At 34.7% G+C, this 26,139-nt stretch carries 15 protein-coding genes, 1 other RNA gene and 1 pseudogene; 12 read left to right on the forward strand and 5 right to left on the reverse strand.

All coding sequences use genetic code 11. The annotated features are described in order from the left end of the window. Nucleotide 1: 1 nt before the first annotated feature. The 8 genes from OOK82_RS06390 (at nt 2) to OOK82_RS06425 (ending at nt 15,237) form a co-directional block, all read left to right on the forward strand. Nucleotides 2–2,407, forward strand: coding sequence for a VirB4 family type IV secretion/conjugal transfer ATPase (locus OOK82_RS06390; RefSeq protein ID WP_010402460.1), 2,406 nt, complete (start codon nt 2–4; stop codon nt 2,405–2,407). Then, nucleotides 2,400–4,952, forward strand: a complete 2,553-nt coding sequence (locus OOK82_RS06395) for a TrbL/VirB6 family protein (protein WP_264686704.1) — start codon at nt 2,400–2,402, stop codon at nt 4,950–4,952. Before OOK82_RS06390 ends, OOK82_RS06395 begins: the two co-directional genes overlap by 8 nt. A gap of 17 nt (nt 4,953–4,969) precedes the next feature. Further along, the gene (locus tag OOK82_RS06400) at nt 4,970–7,501 is read left to right on the forward strand and encodes a TrbL/VirB6 family protein (RefSeq protein ID WP_264704589.1); all 2,532 of its coding nucleotides are present in this window, start codon (nt 4,970–4,972) and stop codon (nt 7,499–7,501) included. Further along, entirely contained in the window at nt 7,498–10,404 is a 2,907-nt protein-coding gene (locus tag OOK82_RS06405; RefSeq protein WP_264704590.1) for a TrbL/VirB6 family protein, read from the forward strand. Before OOK82_RS06400 ends, OOK82_RS06405 begins: the two co-directional genes overlap by 4 nt. 81 nt (nt 10,405–10,485) lie before the next feature. Next, nucleotides 10,486–13,737 (forward strand): TrbL/VirB6 family protein, encoded by a 3,252-nt coding sequence (locus OOK82_RS06410; protein WP_264686701.1) that lies wholly within the window; start codon nt 10,486–10,488, stop codon nt 13,735–13,737. Next, nucleotides 13,721–14,350, forward strand: a complete 630-nt coding sequence (locus tag OOK82_RS06415; RefSeq protein ID WP_064085846.1) for a WD_0853 family protein — start codon at nt 13,721–13,723, stop codon at nt 14,348–14,350. Before OOK82_RS06410 ends, OOK82_RS06415 begins: the two co-directional genes overlap by 17 nt. A gap of 104 nt (nt 14,351–14,454) precedes the next feature. After that, complete coding sequence (gene rsmD / locus OOK82_RS06420; RefSeq protein ID WP_010402438.1) at nt 14,455–15,003, forward strand: 16S rRNA (guanine(966)-N(2))-methyltransferase RsmD; 549 nt, start codon at nt 14,455–14,457, stop codon at nt 15,001–15,003. An 87-nt stretch (nt 15,004–15,090) separates the two neighbouring features. After that, on the forward strand, nt 15,091–15,237 hold the full coding sequence (locus OOK82_RS06425; protein ID WP_164819305.1) for a hypothetical protein: 147 nt from the start codon (nt 15,091–15,093) through the stop codon (nt 15,235–15,237). A gap of 553 nt (nt 15,238–15,790) precedes the next feature. Here OOK82_RS06425 and OOK82_RS07780 read toward each other — a convergent pair. Continuing rightward, nucleotides 15,791–16,323, reverse strand: a pseudogene (locus tag OOK82_RS07780) (hypothetical protein). A gap of 134 nt (nt 16,324–16,457) precedes the next feature. Here OOK82_RS07780 and OOK82_RS06440 point away from each other — a divergent pair. Both OOK82_RS06440 and OOK82_RS06445 read left to right on the forward strand, forming a co-directional pair. Then, nucleotides 16,458–17,066, forward strand: coding sequence for a superoxide dismutase (locus OOK82_RS06440; protein WP_264375731.1), 609 nt, complete (start codon nt 16,458–16,460; stop codon nt 17,064–17,066). A gap of 1 nt (nt 17,067) precedes the next feature. Next, complete coding sequence (locus OOK82_RS06445) at nt 17,068–18,342, forward strand: M16 family metallopeptidase (RefSeq protein WP_264704593.1); 1,275 nt, start codon at nt 17,068–17,070, stop codon at nt 18,340–18,342. On the opposite strand, the gene OOK82_RS06450 is transcribed toward OOK82_RS06445, so the two are convergent. The 4 genes from OOK82_RS06450 to OOK82_RS06465 all read right to left on the reverse strand — a co-directional run bounded on the left by OOK82_RS06450 (nt 18,339) and on the right by OOK82_RS06465 (nt 22,634). Next, nucleotides 18,339–18,656 carry a WD_0736 family protein gene (locus tag OOK82_RS06450; protein WP_010402415.1) on the reverse strand — a complete coding sequence of 106 codons (318 nt, stop codon included), beginning with the start codon at nt 18,654–18,656 and terminating at the stop codon, nt 18,339–18,341. The genes OOK82_RS06445 and OOK82_RS06450 overlap by 4 nt on opposite strands. Before the next feature lie 104 nt (nt 18,657–18,760). Further along, entirely contained in the window at nt 18,761–19,972 is a 1,212-nt protein-coding gene (gene tgt / locus OOK82_RS06455) for a tRNA guanosine(34) transglycosylase Tgt (RefSeq protein ID WP_254229541.1), read from the reverse strand. Then, nucleotides 19,973–20,473, reverse strand: a complete 501-nt coding sequence (gene nuoE, locus OOK82_RS06460; protein WP_264686698.1) for an NADH-quinone oxidoreductase subunit NuoE — start codon at nt 20,471–20,473, stop codon at nt 19,973–19,975. Between the two features lie 97 nt (nt 20,474–20,570). After that, the gene (locus tag OOK82_RS06465; RefSeq protein ID WP_264704594.1) at nt 20,571–22,634 is read right to left on the reverse strand and encodes an ankyrin repeat domain-containing protein; all 2,064 of its coding nucleotides are present in this window, start codon (nt 22,632–22,634) and stop codon (nt 20,571–20,573) included. Nucleotides 22,635–23,223: 589 nt separating this feature from the next. Between OOK82_RS06465 and OOK82_RS06470 the strand changes: the two genes are divergently transcribed. Both OOK82_RS06470 and rnpB read left to right on the forward strand, forming a co-directional pair. Further along, nucleotides 23,224–25,461: a hypothetical protein gene (locus OOK82_RS06470; RefSeq protein WP_264704595.1), complete on the forward strand. Its 2,238-nt coding sequence runs from the start codon at nt 23,224–23,226 to the stop codon at nt 25,459–25,461. A gap of 157 nt (nt 25,462–25,618) precedes the next feature. Further along, nucleotides 25,619–25,968, forward strand: an RNA gene (rnpB, locus tag OOK82_RS06475) — RNase P RNA component class A. Nucleotides 25,969–26,139 lie beyond the last annotated feature (171 nt).

Raw genomic sequence — 26,139 nt, forward strand, 5'->3', positions numbered from 1 at the left:
AATGTTGAGATTTAGAGCTATTCAATCAAAGAATAAATCTATTCTAAGTAGAGAGGTTCACGCTGCCGAATTTATACCTTATTCTTGCTATTGGAATAGTACAACCTTGATAACAAAGCAGAATTGGTTAGTTAAATTTATAAAATTAAATGGCTTTGCGTTTGAAACGGCCGATGATGAAGACTTGGTGATACAAAATAATATCAGAAATCAGATGCTAAGAAGCATTTCATCTCCAGCATTTAGTTTGTACTTTCATACCATCAGGCGTAAGAAGAATATCTTTTCTGATGAATTTGCAAACCAGAGTTTACCAAATTTTTTTGCTAACCATGTAAATCTAAAATGGAGAGAAAAACACGCAACTAGGCAATCTTTTATTAATGATTTATACATTACGATTATTCGTAGGGCAGATACAAAGGGAGTAGAATTTTTATCACATCTACTGAAAAAATTTGGGCATGTAACTTCAAAACATGCTTGGGAAAGTGATATGCGTGATACCTATGAAGATTTAGAGGAAACGACAAATCGTATAGTAACAAGCCTTAGGAATTATTCGCCTAAAGTCCTTGGAGTAAAAGAAACTCCAAACGGGCTGTTTTGTGAAATAATGGAGTTTCTGTCTAGAATTGTAAATTGTGGCTTTGTTACAAATACGCTTTTTCCACTAAAAACTGAAATATCAAGATACTTACCAGTTCATAGGTTATTTTTTGGCCATAAGATGATACAGGTTGTGACTCATAATGAAAGTAAATATGCTGGAATAGTTAGTATCAAAGAATATGGAAATAATACTTCCGCAGGAATGCTTGATTCTTTTTTACAACTTCCTTATGAATTTATTATCACGCAGTCTTTTCAATTTACAAATAGGCAAATGGCAATTGCGAAAATGCAGATACAGCAAAATCGTATGATACAATCTGCAGATAAAGCTATTTCTCAAATAGCAGAAATTTCTCATGCGCTTGATGATGCAATGAGTGGTAAAATTGCGTTTGGTGAACACCATTTAACTATCTTATGTATAGAAAAAAGCCCTAAATCATTGGACAATGCTTTATCATTGGTTGAATCGGAGCTTTCTAATTGTGGTGTTTATCCTGTTCGTGAGAGGGTTAATCTAGAACCAGCATTTTGGGCGCAAATTCCTGGTAATTTTGATTATATAGTAAGAAAAGGTACAATAAGTAGTCTTAATTTGGCCGGTTTTGCATCTCAACATAATTATCCTACTGGTAAAAAATTCAATAACCACTGGGGAGATGCTGTTACAGTTTTTGATACAACATCTGGCACTCCATTTTTCTTCAACTTTCATATAAGGGATGTTGGACATACTATGATAATTGGGCCAACAGGTGCTGGCAAAACTGTTTTAATGAATTTTTTATGTGCTCAAGCAATGAAATTTTCTCCAAGAATATTCTTTTTTGATAAAGATCGCGGTGCAGAAATTTTTTTAAGAGCACTTGGTGGTATCTATACTATAATAGAACCAAGAACTAAGACAAATTTTAATCCTCTGCAACTTGACGATACTCCTGATAATAAAACATTTTTGATGGAATGGATAAAATCTTTAATTTTAGTGTACAACGATAAATTCACTTCAGAAGATATTGCTAGAATTAATGATGCAATTGAGGGAAATTTTAAATTAAAAAAAGAAGACAGATTTTTGAGAAATCTTGTACCATTTTTAGGACTTGCGGGCCCTGATACTCTAGCTGGAGCAATATCTATGTGGCATGATGATGGCTCTCATGCTGCAATATTTGACAATAAAGAAGATTTGCTAGATTTTTCAAAAGCAAGAGTGTTTGGCTTTGAAATGGCTAGCTTGCTAAAAGATCCTGTTGCTCTTGGGCCGGTCTTGATTTATTTGTTTCATAGGATTAGTATATCGCTTGATGGCACTCCATCTATTATTGTTCTTGATGAAGCATGGGCGTTAATAGATAATCCAGTTTTTGCACCTAAGATAAAAGACTGGTTGAAAGTGCTGAGAAAGTTAAATGCTTTTGTAGTTTTTGCTACTCAGAGTGTTGAAGATGCAAGTAAAAGTGCTATTAGTGATACGCTTGTACAGCAGACAGCAACACAAATTTTTTTGCCAAATCTGAAAGCTACTAGTGTCTATCGAGATGTTTTTATGTTAACTGAACGTGAGTACATACTGATCAAACACACAGATCCAAGTACTAGATTCTTTTTAGTAAAGCAGGGAGTTAATGCTGTAGTAGCTAGAATAGATCTGAAAGATTTGGATGATGTGGTCAACGTGTTATCTGGACGTGCGGAAAGTGTTCTATTGTTATATGATATACTGAAAGAAGTCGGAGATGATCCAAAGATGTGGTTGCCTGTGTTTTATCAAAAGGTGAAAAATGTTTAAAACTAAACTGTCATTACTGTTAGTTGCGATATTTTTGTTAAATATAGATTTTTTGCTCTCGTATCCAGTGTTTGCAGATACAGTAAGTGGTACTGACAAAACGGAATTTGTTAGCAGATTTAATTCTACTGGTAGCTTTAGCCGTGCCTCTAATCCTGACTGTAAGGCGTTTGAAACATCTGCAGCAGTTGCTGGGATAGCAATTGCTATTGGTGCAATATTTACTGGTATTGTTTTGATTGTCTCTTCTGCTGGTTTATTTACTGCTCTTGTTATCGTTGGAATGATAGCTGCAATTGTTGGAGTCTGGAAGGCAGTTGGGGGACTTATTGTTTGTCAGCATAGTTTTGTTAGGCATCCAGTTGCATACGATAATGATGGGAGATATAAAAATTTTAAACTAAAAGATACAGGTTATAGTGGTGATACAGATAAAAATTATCGAACAGAAGATGAATATTTTTCTGCATTACAGAAAAGATCAGGAAAAGATGGAAAACAAACAGAGAAAGATATTTTAAACTTTACTGATTGGGATGTTGTGAATGTTGATAGGGAACACTACTACTGGCCAAAAAACGGTGTGCAATACAGTGAATATATAGAAATATGTCATCGAAATCCTTTAACTTTTGGTAATCTTTTTAACAAGAAAGACTTTGATTCCAGAGAAAAACCTGGATACATAGACTTTGATGTAAGGGAAAAAGATACTGGATATGTAGATGGGTCATGGTCCCCGACGGTCGATGGTGAGCTGAAATGTAAAGTTCTCAAAGCAGGACAGAGCGAAGACATATATGGATCAACGTTCAGGGCAGTGAGAAAAATGGGTAGGTTATGTGTGGAATTGGCTGAAGTTAGGGCAGCTGGAACTGCTTGGCCGCAAGGAATTGATATAGGATGCACGGAATTACCACCTGATCCGATTGCTCCTATGTGTGAACAATCTGTGATATTATTCAAAAATAAAGATGGTACAGGTGGTGAAGAAAGGAACAGGGATGACGATTATAAAACTCTTATCAGGAAAAAAGAAAAAGAAGGAAAAATTTTTGTAGGTTATGACAATAAAAGCTGTTTTAGCTCGTATGTCTCTGAAGCTTGCTACAATCAAGCGGGAAGTAAGTCATTATCTCCTATTCCTATAACTTCTATGATAGTGCAATGTATTAAGGAGTCGTTAGATAATTTAGTGGCAGGTATTGATTCAAGTGGTAACTTACTTACAGACAAAAATGGACATGCTAAGGGTAGTTTTTTGTCTGTAGCACAAAAAAGACTGAAGAACACTGTTACTGCTATCTTAATTTTAGCTTTGATATTGTTCTCTATAAAAGCCATGTCTGGTGGAATGCGTAGTCCACAAGAAATGTATATATTGATCATTAAATTCGCTTTAGTGATTTACTTTACGACAGGTAGCACTATGTCTCATTATTACGGGGAATTAACAAAACTTTCGAACGGCTTATCAGAAATAGTGCTTAAAGCTTCATCTGAGAGTAAAAATATATGTAATTATGAGGCAGGTAAAGATTATGAATACGATCGTGCAGGGCAGAAGGTATCCTACAGTTATCTTGCACCTTGGGATAGGCTTGATTGCAGAATTTTATTTTATTTAGGTGCCCCTTTAGATGGAATTGGTGGCAAAATTGGTACTGGAGGTGTTGCAACGTTAGCGGTTTTGCTTGGCGCTGCTCCTGTCTTGTTAGTTGCAGGTTCGGTGATTGGTATTATTTTCGCTGGTGGACAAATTTTAGTAGCTCTTGTCTGTATATTTATGGCCATTTTGCTGATGATGGTTATTTTGTGGATGTGCTATGTATTTATTTTATCTCTAGTTGCTTTAAGTGTAATTGTTATTCTATCACCTTTGTTTATTCCTATGGTTTTATTCCAACACACCAAAGGATATTTTGACGGCTGGGTGAAAGAGTTGATTACCTATAGCTTATACCCGGTTATCCTTTTTGCGTTTTTATCCTTTATGTTCATAGCATGTGATAAAATCTATTTTAAAAATTTAAATTTTAAACTGGACGAGTCATATAAAAATGAACAACCAGACAAGTCATATGAAAAGAAACAAGCAGAAATCTCATATAGTAAGAAAAAACAGTGGTTTAAATTGAAAGATGGGGAATGTGATAAAAATGAAACTACTCTCGCATGTATGATGCAAAATTATAGCTTTAAAAAGAGCAGCATACTTGGTCTATTCGACTTTACATACATGGAGTTTGGCAGCTCTCTAATCGGAGAATTATTAAAATTGTGTTTAGTATTATTCCTCTTTTACCACTTTTTAAACGTTCTTCCCGGCATGGCTGCTGAGCTTGCTGGTAATCACAGGGCAGCACTTGGTTCAGGTAGCACTCCTGCACAAATGGTGAATAAAGCTTTATCTGCTGCTGGAGGTGCTGGTCAAGTTGCTGCTGCGGCTGTAAATAAGGCAAGAGGGGCTATTGGAGGAGGTGGAGATGATAATAAGGGATCGGGATCTTCCTCTAGTGAATCTATAAAACCAGGTGGAGAGTGAGCGCAGGTGAGTAACAGATGTTTGAACATTTGAGCAACCAAAACTTGGTTAAGCTATGCATAAGTTTTGTGATACTCTTTTTATTATCTGGGTGCGGGTGTATTAAGCCAGAAGATTCATCAGGCTTGCGTGAGAAATTGGATATAGTGTCAACAGAGCAGAAATGGGTTGATTCTGGAGTTTATATTTCGGATAAAATAAAAGTAACAGAGATTAATATAGTACCTAATAAGGTTAATTTTTGTTCGCAATATAAAGATTTTGCAATTGAACCTGGAGTAGGAAACGTTACATTACCGTTTGCGCTTAAAGATGGCGATGCGATAAGCTTTAGTGTTGTTGGAAGTAAAATGTGTAAAAACGATAATGGCGCGGTCACCTATAAAAAAATTGACGAGAGTTGCGGTGAAGGAGAGACGGAGTATTTTGCACATGTTTTAAATCAAGAGAATTGTCAAGGTGAAATATGCCCTAATAAATATATCATAGGTAACGCAGAATGGTTGAATGGAAAAGAATACTGGAATCCAAGTTTTGTAAAATCTGATCAAGATGAAAAGGAGATTGAAAATATCATTAATTCTATAAAACAAGGAGAAAATATAGACTGCAGGAGGCTTTCAAGCAGTCAGAAAGTTGAGATAGATACGTACCTTTTAAATCTTGCGTGTGAGAATACATGTTATTATGCCAGTCAAGATTGTGTGCAAATTGAATCTAATACTATAGATGGCAATAAACGTAATGTAGCTAAAAATCTTGCCAACGAACTAGCTGTTGGAAAAGTAAGTAAGGAAGAAGCTATCAAGAAGGCTGTAGATGGTATAATGGGAGTGTTAGATGATAGCAACATAGCTAAAGGACACAGCGATAGTTCAGATGGTGAAAAGGATAAAGTAAATACAGAAAAAAATACCAAGGGAGCTGTGGATGATATAAGAAAAAAGAAAATGAAGAGGATAAAGACTTACATTCCATCATTAAAGGTGTCGATAGGAGGAAAGGAAAGTTTTAAATATGTAAGGAGTGATGGTATACGAACTAACTTTGATTATAAGATCAAAAAAGAAAACTATGATAAGGGTACAGAGTTAGTATTTACACTTAAAAATGCTAAAGAAAAGAATGCTGGTAACGGGGGATATAATATAAGGGTCACAAAGAGCCATAGTCTAGCAAAAAACTTATATATACATGTTTCTGATAAGTTTCCTGAGCACAATCCTGGTGAAATTCTGGGGGATATACCTGTGAATATCAGTGAAGTTCATAATACTGAGTATATGGAAAGATTAAAAGAAAAGCTAAAAGACAAGAGTGGCACTATATATTACGGAATAAGAGATCATGGCTGTGATTATAAGAAAAATGAAGGTCAGTTTAGCATTAACCTTACAACTAAAGAGCCACCTGTAAGAACTTTTAGTGCGATATATAATTTTTTTGATGAAAAAGTAAAAATTGCATTTTTTGGTTCCAGTTATAAAAATTCAGAATGGAATCACTCTGAATCTAGTCCCGTGAAGTCTCTTTATCAAAGTTTTGTAGCGTCAAATAGAACAAACACTATCAGATCCACAATAGTGTCGTTATTAGTGTTATATATAACTTTATATACCCTTTATTACTTTTTTGGATTGTCTCATGCTTCTACATATGAATTTTTAATTATATGTGTAAAGATAGGAGTTATTACCCAATTGCTGAACGATAACAGTTGGAGTTTTTTTTATAACAATGCATTTTCTATTTTTGTTAATGCTCCAAAACAGTTAATAGAAATAGCAAATTTCAGAGGTACAACATCAAATGTTTTTGAATTTCTTGATTTACCGCTCAATAGGTTTTTATCAGCACACTCAGTGTTACTCATAGTATCTCTTATATTCTCTGGTCCTTTGGGTATTGTATCGTTTTGCTTGGTGATTTGGGGTTTGATAACAGTGAGCTTATCGATGTTTAACGCCTTATTTTCTTTTATCACATCTATAGCAATAGTTGCATTATTGCTTTCCTTGGCGCCTCTTTTTATTATTTGCCTTCTATTTGGATATACTAGACAGATGTTTCACAATTGGGTCAAAAATTTAGCAAGATTTGCAATTCATCCGGTAGTGCTTTTAATTTTTATATCATTAATAAGCCAGGTTATGGATTATATTGTGTATTCGGTCTTTAATTTTGAGGTCTGCCCTACATGTATACTTAATCTTAACTTAAAGATTTTTAATCCTTGTATTATTTATGGTTATGCTTCCAAACATGCACCTAATATCACCGCTATGATGGCTTTTGTGATTTTGGGACATGCTATGAAAGCTTTAGTTGAGGCATCTTCAACAATATCTGATTCGTTGTTTGGTGTTTATGTGGCAAGCGAACCAGGAAGGCAATATCAGCAAAGCTTAATGGGAACAGTAGGTTTAGATGAACAAAGTATCCAAAGAAGAGCAGGTCAGCAATCTGGTACACCAAGTCGAAGACCTCAAATACCACAATCAGCTCAAAGATCAGCACCTAAAATACCGACAAACACAGGAAATCAATGATGAGCAGAAAATCATTATTATTGATACTATGTCTTGTAATTACTGGCTGCACAATGGATTGTGTTGAACCTGGGCTGCAGAGCAGAAATACTAGTGTCAGTATAGATGTTCCAGTTCGTGAAGCTGGCGAAGGAGTTAAAATTCATTGGGTTGATTCTGGTCAAGTAATTAGCAAGGATGAGAAAATCAAATTTACTCTTGGTGGGTCAGTAAATTTTTGTCCTCTTAAAGAAGGGAAAAATCCAAAGAGAGTACTTGTGCCCGCTGTATTTTGTGCTAATGATTTAATACCAAATTACAGTAATAAGTTAATTGATAATGCTAGTCTTGATGAACGAGAAATATGTGGGGATATAGGCTTTGGAAATAATGAATTCTATAGCAATAGACGTTATGTAGATACTGGAATTAAAGCAAATCCTGGTGATAAGTTAAGCTTTAGCTTAGTTCCCAGAGAGATAACGATTAATTATGACAATCCGGAAGGGAAAGGTATCAGCTTTGATGACAATTGCTATAGAGCTGAAGAAAATGATAAAAAAGACAAAGCTACAATAAAAGACATGCTCAATGGAGGAACGTTCTTTTGTGGAGAAAGTGGTAAGAGGACTAAAGTAGAATTTCCTAAGATTAATAAAGAGAACATAGAAGAAAGAAGAGTGCTAGTTGGTAATGGCTACACTCCATATGATAATAAGGTACATTTTAATAAGGATTATATTCAAAATTCATGGATAAATGGTGCATTGTTAGATTTACGACGAACTAAAATAGGACTGGATAAATTATGTAATGGGAAAAAATGTGATTTTAATGAGAGAAGCAAGTACAGCTCTTATGAGCTTAATTGTTACTATCAAAATATATGTTACAACGCAAAAGGTATAGGGGAGAATTGCGTCTCTTCTATAAGGTATGAGAAGTATGATAAAAGAAATACATGTGACATGTATTCTCACCTTAAACGTATTGAGGATGAACTAAAAGAGATTGAAGAAAATAAGAGGGATTCTAAGCAGATTGACATTAATTTAATATCAAATTCTAAATTAAACTTCAAAGAGGACAGAGAAGATATTTCTTGGGCTGAGGCTCTTGTTGCAAAAGTTGGCGATCTTAATAATCAGAATACTGCTAAAGGTATTCAATGTTTTCCAGAGAGAAAGGGTGCAAAAGGGGATAATGTGTGTTCGCAAATTGGTGATAATTTTGAACATTTTTCTTTGAAATTACATCATGATTATAAAATAGATGAAAAAGATATAATACCTGGTAGTAGTGTGATGCTTGCTATAGCAAGCAATGGCAATTACTTTCTTCATAGAGGTGGATATCATGTTGCAGTGACTAGATCATGTAACTTCGATAGTGGTGAAAAACTGTATATGTACTTGGGTGATAGCCCGCCAGAAGATCCATCTGCTCGAAAGACTAATAATTTCAAAAAAGTAAAGAAATTAGATAAAATAACAGAGGATAATGTAGACTATTACATAATAGATGGAAGTCATTTAAAGGATAAAGAGTCTAAAAAGATATACTTTGGTATTAATGTAGAAAACGTAAAGAAAGATGATATTACGGACAAAGAAGGCAAATATTATGAAGATAACAAATACACAGTAAATTTATTTTTAAAAAGAAAAATAAACGATTTTATTTCATCAACTGTAAACAAGATTTTTGATTTCATAACAGACGGGGGTGAAGACGGAATTAAAATTCCATATGAAGGATATAGAAAGGGGCTTCTACAAGGAATAAGAGCTTTGCTTATTCTATACGTTATATTTAGTGTTGTTGGCTATATGCTTGGAACAATACAATTAAGTAAATTCGATTTTATTATAAGAATATTCAAAATAGCATTTATAGCTTTTGCTTTTAGTGATAGAAGTTGGGAATTCTTTGGTACAACTTTGTCTGGGCTTTTTGTTGATGGTAGCATTTATTTAGTTGATAGTTTTTCTGGCTATATAGGAGAAGGAGGTAAAAAATTTGCATTCTTAGATTTAACAGCGGGAGTATTATTTACAGGAGAAACATGGCTGAAATTTTTGTCTTTAATGCTATCAGGACCTTTTGGCTTTATTGCATTTTTGGCAATACTTTATGCTACTTTTGTGTTTTTAAGATGCATTATTAGTGCTACGTTTAAGTATGTAATATCTACTGTTTTAGTGGCATTTTTATTGTCATTAGCACCTTTATTTATCGTATTTATTCTATTTCAACAAACTAAAACATTATTTGATAATTGGATAAAAACGCTGGCTCATGTTTCATTGCAACCAGTCATTTTATTTTCATCCTTGTCTCTTTTAAACCAGTTAATGTATTCAGTTCTATACAACCTCACAAATTTTTCTGCATGCTATCAATGCTTAATTAGTGTAAATTTTTTATCGTATGATCTGTGTCTTATGAAATCAATATTACCTCTTGGGTATAGTCCTGGTACTAGTGTTGATGTTGCGTTCAGTACTGGAGAAAGGGCTGGTGGGCACTTTGCAGCATTACCTATAGATCTAATCCAGGCATTTATATATCTCATCATTGCTAGTGCAATGGAAGCTTTTGTTTCTATATCAGAAACTATGGCGCAGGCGTTGTTCAGCTCTGGTTATGGAGTTGCTCAAAGTGTTAGTCATATTTCTAGGAGCGCATCACAAGCTATGCTGTCAACTGTTGGCCTTGATGATAGAACCCAAAATATGATACATAACATCAAGCAGGGAATGAGTAAAGATCGTAGCAAAATTGAAGCTAAATTGCCTGATACACCAAAGCAAGCAGATGGGAAAGGGAGTGCTGGCAGAGAAATGAGCAAATCTGAAACACTAAGCCAGCCAGATAAGCAAAAGGATTCTGATAAAACAAAAGGACAAGTCAAGGAAGATTGATGAGATATATGGAGTAACTAATTAAAAAGATATTTGAAGTAAGGTTTTAGAAATTTATTCTGTATTGGAAAAAGTTTAGGTATGCAATCACGCTTAGGCAAATGTTGGTTTAGGTTATTAATTTTGGTAATCTGTGTTCTGGTTACAGGTTGTAGTAAGAATGATATGCCTTTTCCAAGATGTATATCTGCTGATTATTTTGGTCCTGAACCGGTTGCAGTTGGTGCTCATTTTCCAATCGGTCATGATGCGTTTTTTCCAGAAGGTGAAAGTGGAGAACCTATTGATCCTGAAACCGGAGAAATCAATTATGGTTTTCACCCTAATCAAGTAGTGAAGTGGAAGGATACCGGCCTTGAAACCAATGGAGATAGTTTAGTAGTACGAGTAAATGGTGCATGGACATCTTGGAGCAATAGTAATAAGAAGAAATCTCAAAGTAGTTATAGTTTGGAAAGTTTGGAGCAGTTAAAATATGCAACCAAATTTGAAAGAGGGGAAGGTGACAACAGTCTGCCTGACTTTCACTTAGTTTGTAATGATTATAAACCTAGCATGCAAAAATTTTCAAGTAAGCCTAAAGCAAGTTGCACTGTAAAGTGCAAGTGCATTAATGAAGATGATAGCGCAAATACAGTATCACGTGGTGCTCCATGTTGGTTTACCAACGGTCATGGTGCTTATCTTTTGTTTAAAACGGGGAAAGGTGATCCTAACGAAAATCTAAAGTTAATGCGCGATCCTCAATATCCTACTGTACATCTAGGTTACAACTCCATGGCAGAAAATGGGAGCGGTCTTTTTACTTTAGACAGAGATAACACCACATTACAGGACAGGAATTGTAATACGGTGAGGTTAGAAAAAGGATGGAAAATATATGTAAAGATATTAGATAGATATTATCTAGATAATGCAGGTGGCTACTCTTTTGAATTTTTGAGCGGAGTGCAGAAACCAAGTAACTTTGGATTTTTTGATTACGTTTATAACTATCTAAAATGTGTATTATTGATTAACGAAAATTGTAAAAAGCATTTTGATAGCAATGATCCTGCAGCTGCACAAGCGATGTTTCAAAATATAGCTGAAAAAAGTACGAGCTTTCACAATTTTGTTCTTTCCTTGCTTGTTCTATTTATAGTGATTTCATCGCTTCTTTATCTTTTTGGAATGATAAGAGAAACTAAGCATGATATGCTCATCAGAATGATGAAAATCACTCTAGTAATAGTGCTTATATCTCCTGGAAGTTTTAGATTTTTCTATGATCATTTTCTTGTTTTATTTGTTAAAGGTCTTGAACAATTGATAAGCATAATTACTAATTTTGCTCCCAACATGAACACCGGAGGTAATTCAAACGTTGCTCAAGGAAATGAAGCTAAATTGTTTAGCTTCATGGAGGATATGTTTAATAAGTTTTTTGCTTACTCTGTTTGGAAAAAGTTTGCAGCATTTTTACATTATCAAATGTGGGCAAGTCTCCTTATGATACCGGCAATTTTTATAGGGATTGTCTTATATTTCCTGCTGTGTATGTATGCTTACATAATATTCCTTTCTGGTTTTATGGGTATAGCTTTTCTTGTAGCTATAATGCCGCTATTCCTAATCTCTATTTTATTTTCACCACTGAAAAGTCTATTTGAGGGTTGGATAAAATTCTGTATTAGTTTCTGTTTGCAATCAATTATGATATTTACCCTGCTGTCATTACTTGCTGCGATGATAATGAATACCTTTTATAAACAGTTAGGCTTTACTGTGTGCTATAATAAATGGCTTGAAATAAAGTTATGTGCTCCAAAATGGGTATTTGGTGGTTTTTGTATAATTGATAAAGAATACTTTAGCTGGACTCCAGGGCAAATTTTTGTACCTTATGCTATTGGAGAGGCTTCTCCATTGAACGTAGATAAGAATATAGAAGGTATAGAAAAACTAAGCAGAATAGGTGGTACAGTAAAGTTTACTGGTGGCGCTGGATATATCCCTCTTCCACCAGATTACATTAATAAAGGTTTTCGTTATATAGATTATCCTTTCTTTAATCCAATTCCTGGAACTAAAGATAATCCAGCAGACCACTATATTGCGGAAAGTGATATGATAGTTAGTAATGGCTGTAGTGCAAAAGATCTAGTACGCTTAACAAATAGTTTATCTCATGCATCAGAGAGGGCTGACATTATATTACTGATCAACAATATAGAGAAAAGGATAGGTGATGTTAGTGAAATAATAAAACGCTACTGTCAAGATATAAATAAATGCAATAGTTATAGGGAAATAATTAATGAAATAAGATCTTTAGTGCGGAGTGCGATAAAAAAACAAGGTTGTAGAATACTGAAACTTCATGATTTATATAAGGATCCCAACAGTGAATACTGTCAGAAATGTAAAGATTGTGAGGATTGCAAAAATTATAAAGAAAATAGTGATTACCAAAGGGTGCAAGACATACAGAGAGGTTATTTAATCAACGCAGGAGAGATCTTTGTATTGTTCTTGCTTTCGTTTTTGATGTTTTCTTTGAAGGAGTTTGTACAACAGATGGGCTCAAGCATTGCCGGTGGTGGGTTTGGTGTTTACAATATATCTAGTATGTATCAAGCATCACCTGTGACTGGTTTAATGCAGGGATTAAAACAACAGATGCAAGATAAAATTGGTGGAGGGCTAGAGTCTTTAGGTAATTGGGCTACTCATGTACCGGACAGATTAGCTGGAGGTACAGCTAATTTGCTAGGTAGAATACCAGGAGTTGGGGGTGTGCTGAAATATGCTATTAATGTGCCACGTAAGCTTGTAGGTGCTACTATTGAAGCAACAAAATTTGCAACATCACCTAAAAATGATGTTGATAAGCTTGAGGAAAAAATCTACAGGGCGTTTGGAATTGATAAAGAAGATATTGCACATAGAAGAATTGATAAATATTTAGAATATTATAAAGGATATGTAGGATCACATTTGGGCTATACAATAGAAGATGCTATGAAGTTTACTTGGGAACATGGTCTCGACTCTATAGGAATTAACCCTGCTAAAGGAGAAAAGGATGGTTACCAGCATAATCTACTCTATAGAGCAAAAACATATAGACGGGAATTTCTTGAGAAGCTTCATGACTACACTATTGGCCGCAAGAGAGAACCAGAAGAAGATGAATCATCAAAAGAAAATAAGCCTAATCAATCAAATCGAAAATTAGGTGCGGAACCAGAAACCCTAAAAAACACTACAGAAGCTATACGTGCCGGAGAAGATAGAGAGCGTCAAGATAATGAAAGGAATGAGAACATAGAGAATGATGAAGAATCGTAATTTCAAAGGGCTAAGTTATTATGGTCTTCAGCAAGACGAAGATGGTAATATCAAGTTAAACGATTACAATGATGTTTTAAATGCGCGCAGAGCGAGGGTAGATTTGTTACTAGATAGCACTAAGCAAGGTGATGTTAGTCTTTCAAAGCTAAATAAAGCTCTGAATGAGAGACTTATAGATGATAAAGGGCTATCGTCAGAATTTGACAAAGAAGACAAAGAAATTGCACAGAAGGAGCTTAAGATGTTCTCTATTTTAGACGATCTTGATAATCTTGCAAACATTGAAAGTGAAGATCTATTAGAGGTTAGTTTGTTACTATCAGATCTTAGTTTTATAGAGAGAAATATTGTGTTGAATGCCGATCAGAGTTCTGATCTAATAGGGTTCAAAAGTCTATTTATAGAAAAAAAAGCATCTGGTGAGGAATATAGTGATGAAGAGTGTCACAATTTCCTCGATAGTATAGAGAAAATCAATACTTTAATTAAGTTAGAGTTAGAAAGTAGAATTGAAGGGATGGGTCATGATGAAAAAAACAACCATGATGATTTACAAGACGAGATTGGTCGTGCAATCAGTATAGAAAATAAATCAAAGAAAAGCGATTGATCTTGCGTTCCTCCACAAGCAACCTTCTTTCTATTAGACTGCTGAAGCTATGTTGACATTAAATGTGTATTATAAATAATTAGTTAACTTCGAACTTGTTTTATATGTTACGTGTTATTGCGGGTAAATATCGTGGAAGAAAAATAACTACAGGCAAGAATTTAGCTGCACGGCCCACTATGAGTAGTGTCCGAGAAGCAATATTTAGTATACTTTCTTCAAGAAAACCTATTTATAACCTAAATGTACTTGATTTATTCTGCGGAAGTGGCTCTTTTTCATTTGAAGCACTTTCTCGAGGTGCTAAACATGCATTCATGGTAGATTCAGATTATTACAATTTGCAACTGCCTAAAAAAACAGCAGAAGATTTTGGAATTACGAGCGATATCACGTTAATTTGTTGCAATGCTAACGGATTACCAAGACCTATTTCAAAGTGCGATATAGTTTTTATGGATCCACCTTATAATATCAATCTGTTTAACTCAACTTTAGACGAGTTAGCTCACTCAGGCTGGTTAAATGATAATGCGTTAATAATTCTAGAAATGAGGAAAAATGAAGGTTTTGAGTGCAATAAAAACTTCAATATAATTGTGGAGCGTACCTACGGTATTGCAAAAATAATTTTTCTTTCTTCACTCACTTGAATTTCTTTTGTAAACATCTATAGCTAAGCTAAGTAAGATTTTTCCGAGGACTGAAAGAAAAAATCAATTCGTTTTGTTGGGAATAGGGTGTGTAACAGCAAATCAATACGAGTTGATATACTAGAAGAAGCAGTATGGAAAGAAATGAAGATGGTACTCAAAGAACCAGAGGCAATGACTAAGGAATATCAGCTCAGACTCGTAAAACATGAAAGTACGCAAGCAAAGGATTAACTTGAAAAGCGTGCAAGTAAAATAGAACAAGGTATAGAAAAATTAGCTTATGTATATGCAAGGGGTCATATAACGAAGGAAAAGTATGACTTAGAAGTTGAGAGCATGGAAAAGGAGTTAAAGGAATCAGAGATCAAAGGGAAGAAGCTATCGATGAAAAGAGTCTACAGAGAGAATTAGATTTTATCACAAACAGTGTAGAAAGTTTTTCCTCTGAGAGAGCTTAATCAAGCAGACTATGAAACTAAACTTGATATAATAAGAAAGTTAGTTCAACGCATTGAAATTGACGATGATAACGTACATATAGTGTTTCGATTGAAAGAACTTGCTCGAAAGGGAGTGTTAAATAAACTGTGTCAAACCGAGAAGTAAAGTAATAAATTGATAAAATGGAGGTTTGACACAGTTTATTTAACACTCCCCAACATTCTATCGGGATGCCAGTGTCAGCTACTTGCATGACATCCTCTTGCTTCTATAGGTGTCTTTATCTCGTCTACTTTATTTTGCCACACAGATACAATGGTTTCACATGTACTTGGTAGGCTATCTATTTTGAAAAAGAAGGACTACCAACACCTTCACTTTTTGCATCACTAAATTTACTTGCCACTTTATCAATAGTCCAAACGAGTGGTGTAACAACGAGCGCAGCAGCCCAGATAACAGCACTAACAGCATAATTCAAAACTGCATTAACAAATTTAGATAATGCACTACTATGGTCCCATGCCTTACATGACAACATGGATGAATAATCTATTAACGATTTTGTGTTACGCTTAAGATCAAAACTATCTACTACTTTCGCTAATCCTTTTGCCGGCCAGTATGACAAATACGCCAATGCTAGATATAAAGGTTGCAGAATTACACTAGCTAACGCAAAAGTAATAATCCCAATCATAGAAGGATTTTTTTGTAACTACCAAGAGCTACATTTTTCACTGGCCCAACAACACTGTTGATAAGGTAAACGGATTTATAGAAACTATTTTGTGGAATTTTGTTACATCCAACACTTTTGGTAGGAACATCTCCGAATTTAACATATTTCTTAAAATTACTATATGAACTTGGCATATTAACCCTCTAAAAATAAAAAAATAGTTACCTTATCAGTATAGATTATTTTAGAATAACTGCAACAAACATCACTAAATTATGTGTTGCGCAAAAGCACATATTACCATACCATCGAAAATAAAGAGGTCAGCATGAGTTTTACTTTACCTGAGCTGCCATATGATAAAGCAGCTTTAGAACCTTACATATCTGCAAATACATTGAATTTTCATTATGACAAGCACCATAAGGGATATTTAAATAAACTCAACGAACTGGTTGAAAACACAGATTATCAACATATGGAAATTGAGGAATTAGTAACGAAAGTTCATGGAAATAATAATACAGTTCCTATTTTTAACAATGCAGCACAAGTTTGGAATCACACTTTTTATTGGAATTCAATGAAAAAAAATGGTGGTGGTGAGCCTAAAGATGATGGTCTTCTAGCAAAAAAAATTCAAGATGATATTGGTGGCTTTGACAAATTTTGTGAAGAATTTTCAAATTATGGAGTAAGCCAATTTGGCAGTGGATGGGTGTGGTTAGTACTTGAAAAAGGAAAACTCAAAATCACTAAAACTCCAAATGCGGATCTACCGCTAATTTATGGCCAGGTGCCACTACTTACTATGGATGTATGGGAGCATGCATACTATTTGGATTGCCAAAATCGCAGAATTGACTACATAAAAGTTTTTCTTGATCATTTGATCAATTGGGATTTTGTAGAAGAGAATTTAAAGAAGAATATATAAGATGAATATACCACAAGTAACAAAACTAGATAATGGTCTGCGCATAATAACTGAGCGAGTGCATGAAGTTGATTCCGTAGCTTTAAATATACGAGTTGGTGTTGGCAGTAGAGCTGAAAGTGCAAGTCAAAATGGAATATCTCATTTCCTAGAGCACATGGCTTTCAAAGGAACAAAGACAAGAACTGCTTTTGAAATTGCAAAAGCTTTTGACGACATAGGTGGAGCCTTCAATGCCTGCACCGGTAGAGAAAGCACCAGTTATTATGCAAAGGTTCTTAAAAAAGATATAAAAACTGGCATTGATATATTAATAGATATATTAATGAATTCTACATTTCCAGAGGATGAATTGGAACGCGAAAAGGGTGTTGTAATACAAGAGATTTTTCAAACTAATGATTCACCGAGCGATATCATTTTTGATAAGTATTTTGAAGCAGCTTATAAAGATCAACCATTTGGTAGGTCAATCTTGGGTACGCAAGATACTGTCAAATCTTTTACTCGAGCTAATCTAGATAACTACATAAATGAGCATTACTTTGGCGAGAACATTATATTTGCTGTTGCAGGAAATGTTGAACATGAGGAGGTTGTTCAATTAATCAAAGACTTTCTCTCAAAGATTCATTCAAAAGAGCTGAAAAAAAGCGAGAATGCAAGTTATACCGGTGGCGAATATCTAGAGCATCGTAAATTAGATCAAGTACATTTATTAATTGGGCTACCTAGTGTTTCTCGTGATGATAATAAATATCACACATTTAAAGTGCTTGATTCTATACTGGGAAGTGGAATGTCATCACGCCTATTCCAGGAAGTAAGAGAAAAGCAGGGGCTTGCTTACTCCATTTACTCATTCAACTCTAGCTATGCTGATACAGGAATGCTTTCGATTTTTGCTGGTACAGATAGTAGTAATCTAGATAAGCTTTTGAAAGCTATAACGACAGAGCTGAAGAAATTGTCTACAGATGATTTAAAGGAAGAAGAAGTAAATAGAGTAAAAGAACGAGTAAAATCTCAAATTTTAATGTCACGCGAAAGTGTTAGCTCGCGTGCTGAAACGTTAGGACACTACTACGGTAACTATAATAAATACATCAGTAAAAACGAATTAATAGAAAAAATTAGTGCTGTTACTATTTACGATATAAAAAAAGCAGCAGAAGAATTGCTATCTCAGCATGAAAGAATTACTTTAGCTGCGATTGGAGAAATTAATTCATTGCCAAGTTACGATAAAGTGGTTTCTATGCTTAGTGTACTTTAATTATGTTGCTTATGCTCACTAAAAAGTTCAATGAATGGTTGCAAAATCCTTTCTATAAAAAGTTTGCTTTCTGGTTCATCGCATATACCACTAATCATTTTATTGAAAGTTTTTTCGCTGTTTTGTAAAAATAAATAGCTTTCTACTGATTGCACAATAGACAAGGCAGTTAAAATTCCTCCTATCACTAAACAAGAAGCTATAGCAGGTACGGTACCCACTGCAATTCCAGTTGCGATTAATGATAAACCAGCTAAGAGTGTAAAGGCTGAAACGCAAAACGCTATTTGATGTTTTTCTTTATTTTTAACCATAAATGCCTCACAAAAATTATATTTCTAGTATATCCGTATATATAATGTACTGTCAAGTTTTTAAAGAAGATTAAAAAATGCAACGCACATGTGCAAAATATGAACTAGGTATATAATTCACAATGCAGCGGTATTTCACTAATCCAATTATTTTTTTCCTGATCTAGCCTATCATTCAATATTGCTTGTCTTATTGATTCCATCAACTTATTCATGAAGAAAACATTGTGAATGGTAACGAGTGTATAAGCCAGCAACTCTTTAGCTTTCAGTAGATGGTGTATATAAGCTCTTGAATGTTTTCTGCAGGTAAAGCACAAACAATCACTCTCAATTGGGTTATCATCTAGTTCGAATCGTTGATTTCGCAAATTAATATGCTCTTTGCACTTTGAAGAAATAGAATCTCTATTTTTTACTTTAACAAGCGCGCCACCATGTCTTGCGAGGCGAGTTGGATGCACGCAATCAAATGTATCAACTCCAAGCTCTACTCCACGAAAAATGTCTACAATTCCACCAATACCAAGCAAATGAGTAGGCCTATCTTTTTTTAAATGTTCCATAGTAAAGGAAACTACATCATACATCTGCTCTTTACTTTGACCAAGTGATCCACCTATTGCTTGACCAAAAAATGGCAAATCGTTGATAAAATCACAACTTTCTCTACGCAAATCTTGATACACTCCGCCTTGACTAATTCCATAAAGCACCTGTTTGCCATTATTATTTTTTTCAAATTCATTTAAAGAACGTTCAGCCCATCTATGGCTCATGAGCATCGATTTCCTTGTGTACTCCTTGCTGACGTGAAATGGAGTACATTCATCTAAAACTAAGATTAAATCTGCACCTAATTTTTGTTGAATTTGTATCGACTTTTCAGGAGTTAGACAATAAGTTTTACCATTTATGTAAGAACGAAAAATTGCCCCATCCTCGTTAATTTTGATCAGAGTTTTTTGTTTCTGTCTTACTCCCTTTATCTCTTCTGAAACTGATCCGTGTCCTAAACTAAATATCTGGTATCCACCAGAATCAGTGAGCATTGGCCCACTCCATCCCATCATCTTGTGCAAGCCACCAAGCTTTGCCACAGTATCCTCTCCCGGTTGGAGCATTAGGTGATAGGTGTTGGAAAGTATTATCTGAGTACCTGCTTCTCTGATTCTCTCGATATCTGCAGCTTTAATAGCAGCTTTGGTTGCACAAAATATAAATGCTGGTGTTTCTATACTTCCATTTGGAGTTTTGATCGTTCCAACTCTTGCAGAACCTGATTGCTTGGTTATCCTAAACGAGAACTTTTCCATCTATTTACTTGAAAGTTCTGCTATGATATTTTCCACTTTTTCAGGAGTGAGGTTTTCATAAAAATCGTTATTGATCTGTGCAACAGGGGCATTAACACATGCACCAAGACATTCAACTTCCTTTAAAGTAAATAGATTATCTTTAGTGGTTTCACCGATATTGATTCCAAGCTTCTTTTTAAAGGTACTTAAAACTTCCTCGCTATTGCATAACCAGCAAGGAGTTGTTCTACAAACTTGTATTAGATATTTACCTACTGGCTTTAAATTATACATGGTGTAAAAATTTGCCACTTCATATACGCGAATATGTGGAATATGAAGCATGTCAGCAACGTAGCGCATGGCAGATTCAGAAACCCATCCGCATTGTTCTTGTACTAGATACAGTAAAGGCATAACAGCGCTTCCTTCTCTACCTTTAGGATACATCTCTATAGACTTTTTTGCTTTGCTAAGATTGTCTGGTGTAAAACTAAACTGCTCTTCTTTCTCTTTCATCTAATAAGGTTCATGTAAATCTCAACAAATTATACTTGAAGAGTTAACAATTGCAATTAGACTTCTTGCATAATCTAAGACCTACTGTAAACCAAGCTTAGTATAATCCAATTTGACGTACCTTATTATTTTTTTTACTTTGTAATTGATCTACATGAGAAACTTTTTCACCACTTTGTAATCTTTCTCCCTGGAAAATTCCTGCAGGCCTTTCAAAGTACCCACGTTCAATAGCATTGTAAACTGAGTAACCACCAAATAAGCAATTTTTTCCTATTTCTTCTCCACAATCTTTTAATTCTTTCAACCTCTCTTGATCTCTTACTTCTACCTTTATCCAGTCTTTATTTTGCTTATCAGGATATAACCTAACGTCTAACTCTCCCTTAGTGGTAGGGAAAGTCAACACTATATCACTATCGTCCGCAAGATTGGTGTAATTCCTTATACCATTCTTTGTTATAATTGCTACCTCACTTTTACCAATCTTTATTATATCTCTTTCATAGTCTATGTTTCCCTGAGCTCGCCTTAACTCACTAGCTTTTTCTGTGAGCCTTGCAACATTTATTATACTATCTTCGGAATATTCCGAGTATAAAGTAGTGTTATCTATTTTTGCATTCTTTACCATACCATTAATAACTGCTCCTTTTATAACTTCCATAAAATCTAGGGTACTCTCTAGATAATCTAGATAAGCTTCTATCATATTTTCTTTGTGCTCTTTAAATTCAGATTCTAGTGTATCAATTACTTTCATATTATCTTTATTATATAACACTGCCCCTATTGATACCAACTTGCATACTATCTTGCTTGCAACTTCAGGATTCTTTCCTAACTCACCAATCCTTTCCATAACACAATCTGTAAAATTACGCTTCTTATCTTGAGAAAATCGTCTATTAATCCTTCCTCCTGAGAGAATAGCCTCATTTACAACTCCTTCTAGTTCATCCATATTTTGAGCTTTAGAAACTTTATCTAAAAATTCTTTTAGCTTTATCTGTCGATTCGGCGGTAAATTACTCCATAAATCCCTAGAATAATACTCCTTCTCATCATAACTTGACCATTGTAAATTGATTGCATCTGCTTTCAAAAGTAATCTTTTTACTTCAAATTTATTTGCTCTTTCATCAGTACCTGAACGAGCAAAAGAATCAAGATTTTTAGCATGTTGATGCACCTGCAACTCTCCTTCATTACTTCGAAGATTCAAAACCATTCTTAGATCTTGATCATTCCCAAAATCATCTAAGAATTCTTGTAGATCTTCAACAACTGAATCACCTTCTGAGTTATTTACTATATCCAACAACTTTCTTCTCAAGCCCCCCTGTCTCTTAGTTAAAACGTAACCTGAACCATCTTCGAACCAGTCTTTTGTTTCCATTATAGAGCGTAACTTATCACTCAACTTCTCTCGCTTATAAGTCACAAAGTACTTTTCAATATGTTCATGATGATTATCACGTGCAACTTGCAGAGGAGTTTTTCCTTGTTTATCACCTTGATCAGAAATAGCTCCTTTCTCTAAGAGTAAAACTACGCCTTCAGAACAACCAACACTAGCAACATGATGCAAAGGCGTTTTTTTTTCATTATCTTCTGCATTAAGGTCAGCTCCCTTTTCTAAGAGAGCAGCTATACTATAAGGTCCAGTAGCATAGTGTAATGGTGTCCTTCCTTTATCATTCTTGATATTAGGGTCAGCTCCTGCTTCTAAAAGCAAACTTACGGCACAATCATATTGTTTTCTTGTCCAAGCCATACTTGATATTATGTGCAATATCGTCAAACTAGACTCTCCCCTTTCACAATTAAGAACGGTTTTTAGATCTTGATTATCTTTATTATTTAATAAAAACTTTTGAAGTTGTCGGTAACTATCTCCTGCACTCAAAGATCTCATTGCACTAAAAATAGATAGCAATTCCTCATCTAACTCTTCTTGACTGTCTGTCAACTCAGTTGTAACAAGCCACGCACACATTAAATTATCAAACGAGCCTTTTGTAGCTTCAGCAATATCTACCAAATGACGCCTATCAGGAAACATGAATAAACTTTTAATCAATTCATATTCATAATCCTGTTGTAGCTCGTTTTCTATTCTACTTTCCTTATTAGAATCTTCCCCAGTAACTTCTGGCATATTTACTCCTCACTTTATAAAACCGAATGTAATTATAACAAATAAAGCTAATGCAAGCTAGCTTTCTACTACTTCTTGTATAGTTATATCACTAACACGTAGCGGGATTATAAACATTAAGAAATTAACCAGATGGAAAAAAGGCAAAAGAATCCCCTAGTAGTGAGTTTTATAATGTAAATTGGCATTGTAATAATGTTCTAACGCTTATTTTAAGCGGATTTTGGCTGAATGTAGAAAAAATAAAAAAAGCCACTATAATTTTATGTAATTCGCCAATAAATACCCTGAGTTTTTTACTGAATTTTGTCATTGAGCCTGCAGATCAAAAACAAGTTTTGAGTCATAAATACCCTTGATGTCATGGTAAGGGTATTTGGGGGATTTGTAAAGGAATTTCTGTTGTCAACAAGCTGCTAAATTTATTATATGGTTTCAAAGGAAACATATTGTCTATGGGAAATCTGGGTTTATTAGCGTATTATCTTAGAGCACTTAAAAATTAATTTCTTAATTTTAGTTAAAATTTTATTGACGTTACATATAGAAATAATCATAATAGCGTTTTATTAAAATTTTAAATATAATTATGTCTATATTAAGTAGATTATTTAGAGTTAATACAACTACACTGAAAGTTAAAGAAGCGATAGGTTTTAACCCAGTAAACGTAGGGTTGATTGAAGGAAATGGAGTTACTTATGGACTCAGCTATCAAGATAACGGCAATGGAAGCAGTAGAGTAAAGTTACTTATTAGTCCATTATATCAATCGAAAACATACGAGTGTGATACATGTGTCAACGTAGCAAATGAATTCAAGGGCCAATTATCTCCCACACTAATAGAAAATTCAGCTGAAATAGATAAAGTTGGAATTATCTTTCCTACAGAAGAAATTAACAAAAAAGAAAAGTGCATCAAAGGCTTAACATTCAACACCTACGAAATCAAGCATTCAACTAATATTCCCTTAGTTGAATACGTAGGAAAAGTAAAATTATACAAGAACATTGATATAAATAGTCTTGCAAATGAAGGCAATAGTTATTTTCAACCAAAAGCAGTAAAAGTTGGTAATGGTAATGTTGTTGTAATTGCTCATAACTTAAAGGATCAAGCTTTAGTTTCTTGGTATTTACAATCAGACACAAATGGAAAATTTAGGGCTTTACCTGGAAAAAGCGGCATCACAGAAAGGAAATTATTCAAATTTGATAATCCAGGGCAATTAGTACTAGATGAAAATACGATGCTTTATGCGCAGATGAGCAAAGAGATTATTGGGAAGCCAGAAGCAAGAACAAATATTTTTAAGTTCGATATGGCTAAAGTGGTTAAGGATCTAAAAAATGGAAAGAAAGATGAATGTTTGCTTAAGAAAAATTGTCAAATAGATAAAGCATCATTTATTATCTCTAATCCAGGAAAAATAAACTTTTTACAGTATGTAAGAAGAACTGGAGGTGATGATTTAGTTGCTTTTCTTGCAAAAAAACAATCTTCTAATACGCAAGAATTGCATTTAGTAAGCCTTGCTAAGAAAGGACCAAAATCAAATTTTACTGTTTGTGAATGTGAAGATCCTATAGAACAATTGTATGTTAAAGACAATGGCCAAGGAGGTTTTATCGTCACTGCGGTAAGTGGAGAGAGTATTATAACTTTTAATAGAGAGAGCTCTGGAAAATCTTCTGAAGCAACGATAATACCGACAAGCAGTATCAAAGCTCTCAGTGATTTTGTTAATATCATTAACGGCCAATTGATGCCTAGTATTATTTCCAGCAGTACTGTGGCTCCTATAACTGTTACAGAGACGGTTGTGACTTCTAAGAAAACGACGACTGCTGCAATTACTAGCACAACAGAAACCGACACTGTAAAGACTACCAAATTAACAACAGAAGTATCAACTATCATTGTACCAACTTCCACAATGAGTAAATCTTCAACAGAGTCAACAACTCAGGCAAGTACAGTAACAGTGGAGTCAACAACAGTAGCATCAACTACCACTGCACCTACTTCTACAACGAGTAGGCCTTCAACAGAGTCAACAATTCAAACAAGTACAGTAACAGTGGGGCCAACAACAGTAGCAAAAACAACTACTACTCCACAAGCGACCACAGTTGCTACAACGTCAACTAGTGCACCGATAGTAACTTCAGAAACTGAGACAAGTACTGTAAAATCTACAGCAGCGACTGTTGAGTCAACTTTTACAGCAAGCAGTACTACGATGAGTAAGCCTTTAACAGAATTAACAACTAAGATGAGTACGTCATCAGAACCAACGACAGTAGCTGAAACTATTGCGACTTCACAAGCAACTATGATTACTACAATGCCAACTAATGCGCCAACAACAAACTCAGAGAAAACTATACAAACATTGTCCATTATCCCAAGTACTAGAACAAAAGCAACAACTCCTCTGTTCACTACAACTTTACTTCCTCAAACTACTCCTTCACCACAGCCCGCTCAGCTTGCTATAGAGTCTAATAGGGCAGGAATGATAGGTGGGTCTTTGGTTGGAGCGATAATAAGTATTGCTGGAATTATAGGATTCATAGCATACAAATATGTTAAGGGTCGTAATTCTGTCCCTGTGTTAGAACTAACTAATTTCAATGATAGAAGGCGATCATCTTCAAGTGGCAATAGCGATGAAGAAATTTTTATCGCTAATAACAGAATGAGACATATATCTATGCGAACTATGGATCAATCTGAAACAGTGCTAAACAGTATATCGGTGGAGAGTAGTAGTCGGTCAAGAAGTAGCTCATCGTCTTCAAGCGGTGGACCAGGATCTTGACTGACTGAGCTAGAGTCTAAAAGTGAAAAAAGCTTATCTTGGGATAGCGATGATGTACCGGAATATCACCTTTAGCTATTTGTCTGAATGTTTTTAGTATGTAGACTGTTAGGAAATTTTCTTTTGCTTTTGTGATTTTAATGTTAAAGTATAATTTCTAGGTGAAATAAGTAGCTGCTGTTGTGTGATAAACACAGCAGAGGAAAGTCCGAGCTCCAAGAAAAGGTAGTGACGGGTAACGCCCGCCGGAGGTAACTCCAGTTATAGGGCTACAGAAAATTACCGCCTAAAATATTATTAGGCAAGGGTGAAAAGGTGTGGTAAGAGCGCACCATAACAATGGCAACATTGGTAGTCAAGTAACCAACACTAGGAGCAAGATTAAATAGAAGTAGATTTTATGTTTTTCTCATATCTACTCGGGTAAATCGCATGAAGTAAATGGTAACATTTACTCCAGATAAATAGCTACATAAACAGAACTCGGCTTATATTTCACCTAGGCAATGCATGAATGTCAGCCATACTATGTAAATGTATCAAACATTTCACATATCCTGTACGCTCAATTTGACCACCTATATTCCTTTTACTTCTTGGCTTATCTCTTTTTTTATTTCCTTTTGAACTTAACAAAGCTTGAATTTTAACCGAGCTTTTCCTTTAACTCGTCATTCT

This window comes from Wolbachia endosymbiont (group B) of Apotomis betuletana, from assembly GCF_947250475.1.
In the GTDB taxonomy this organism is placed as follows: Bacteria; Pseudomonadota; Alphaproteobacteria; order Rickettsiales; family Anaplasmataceae; genus Wolbachia.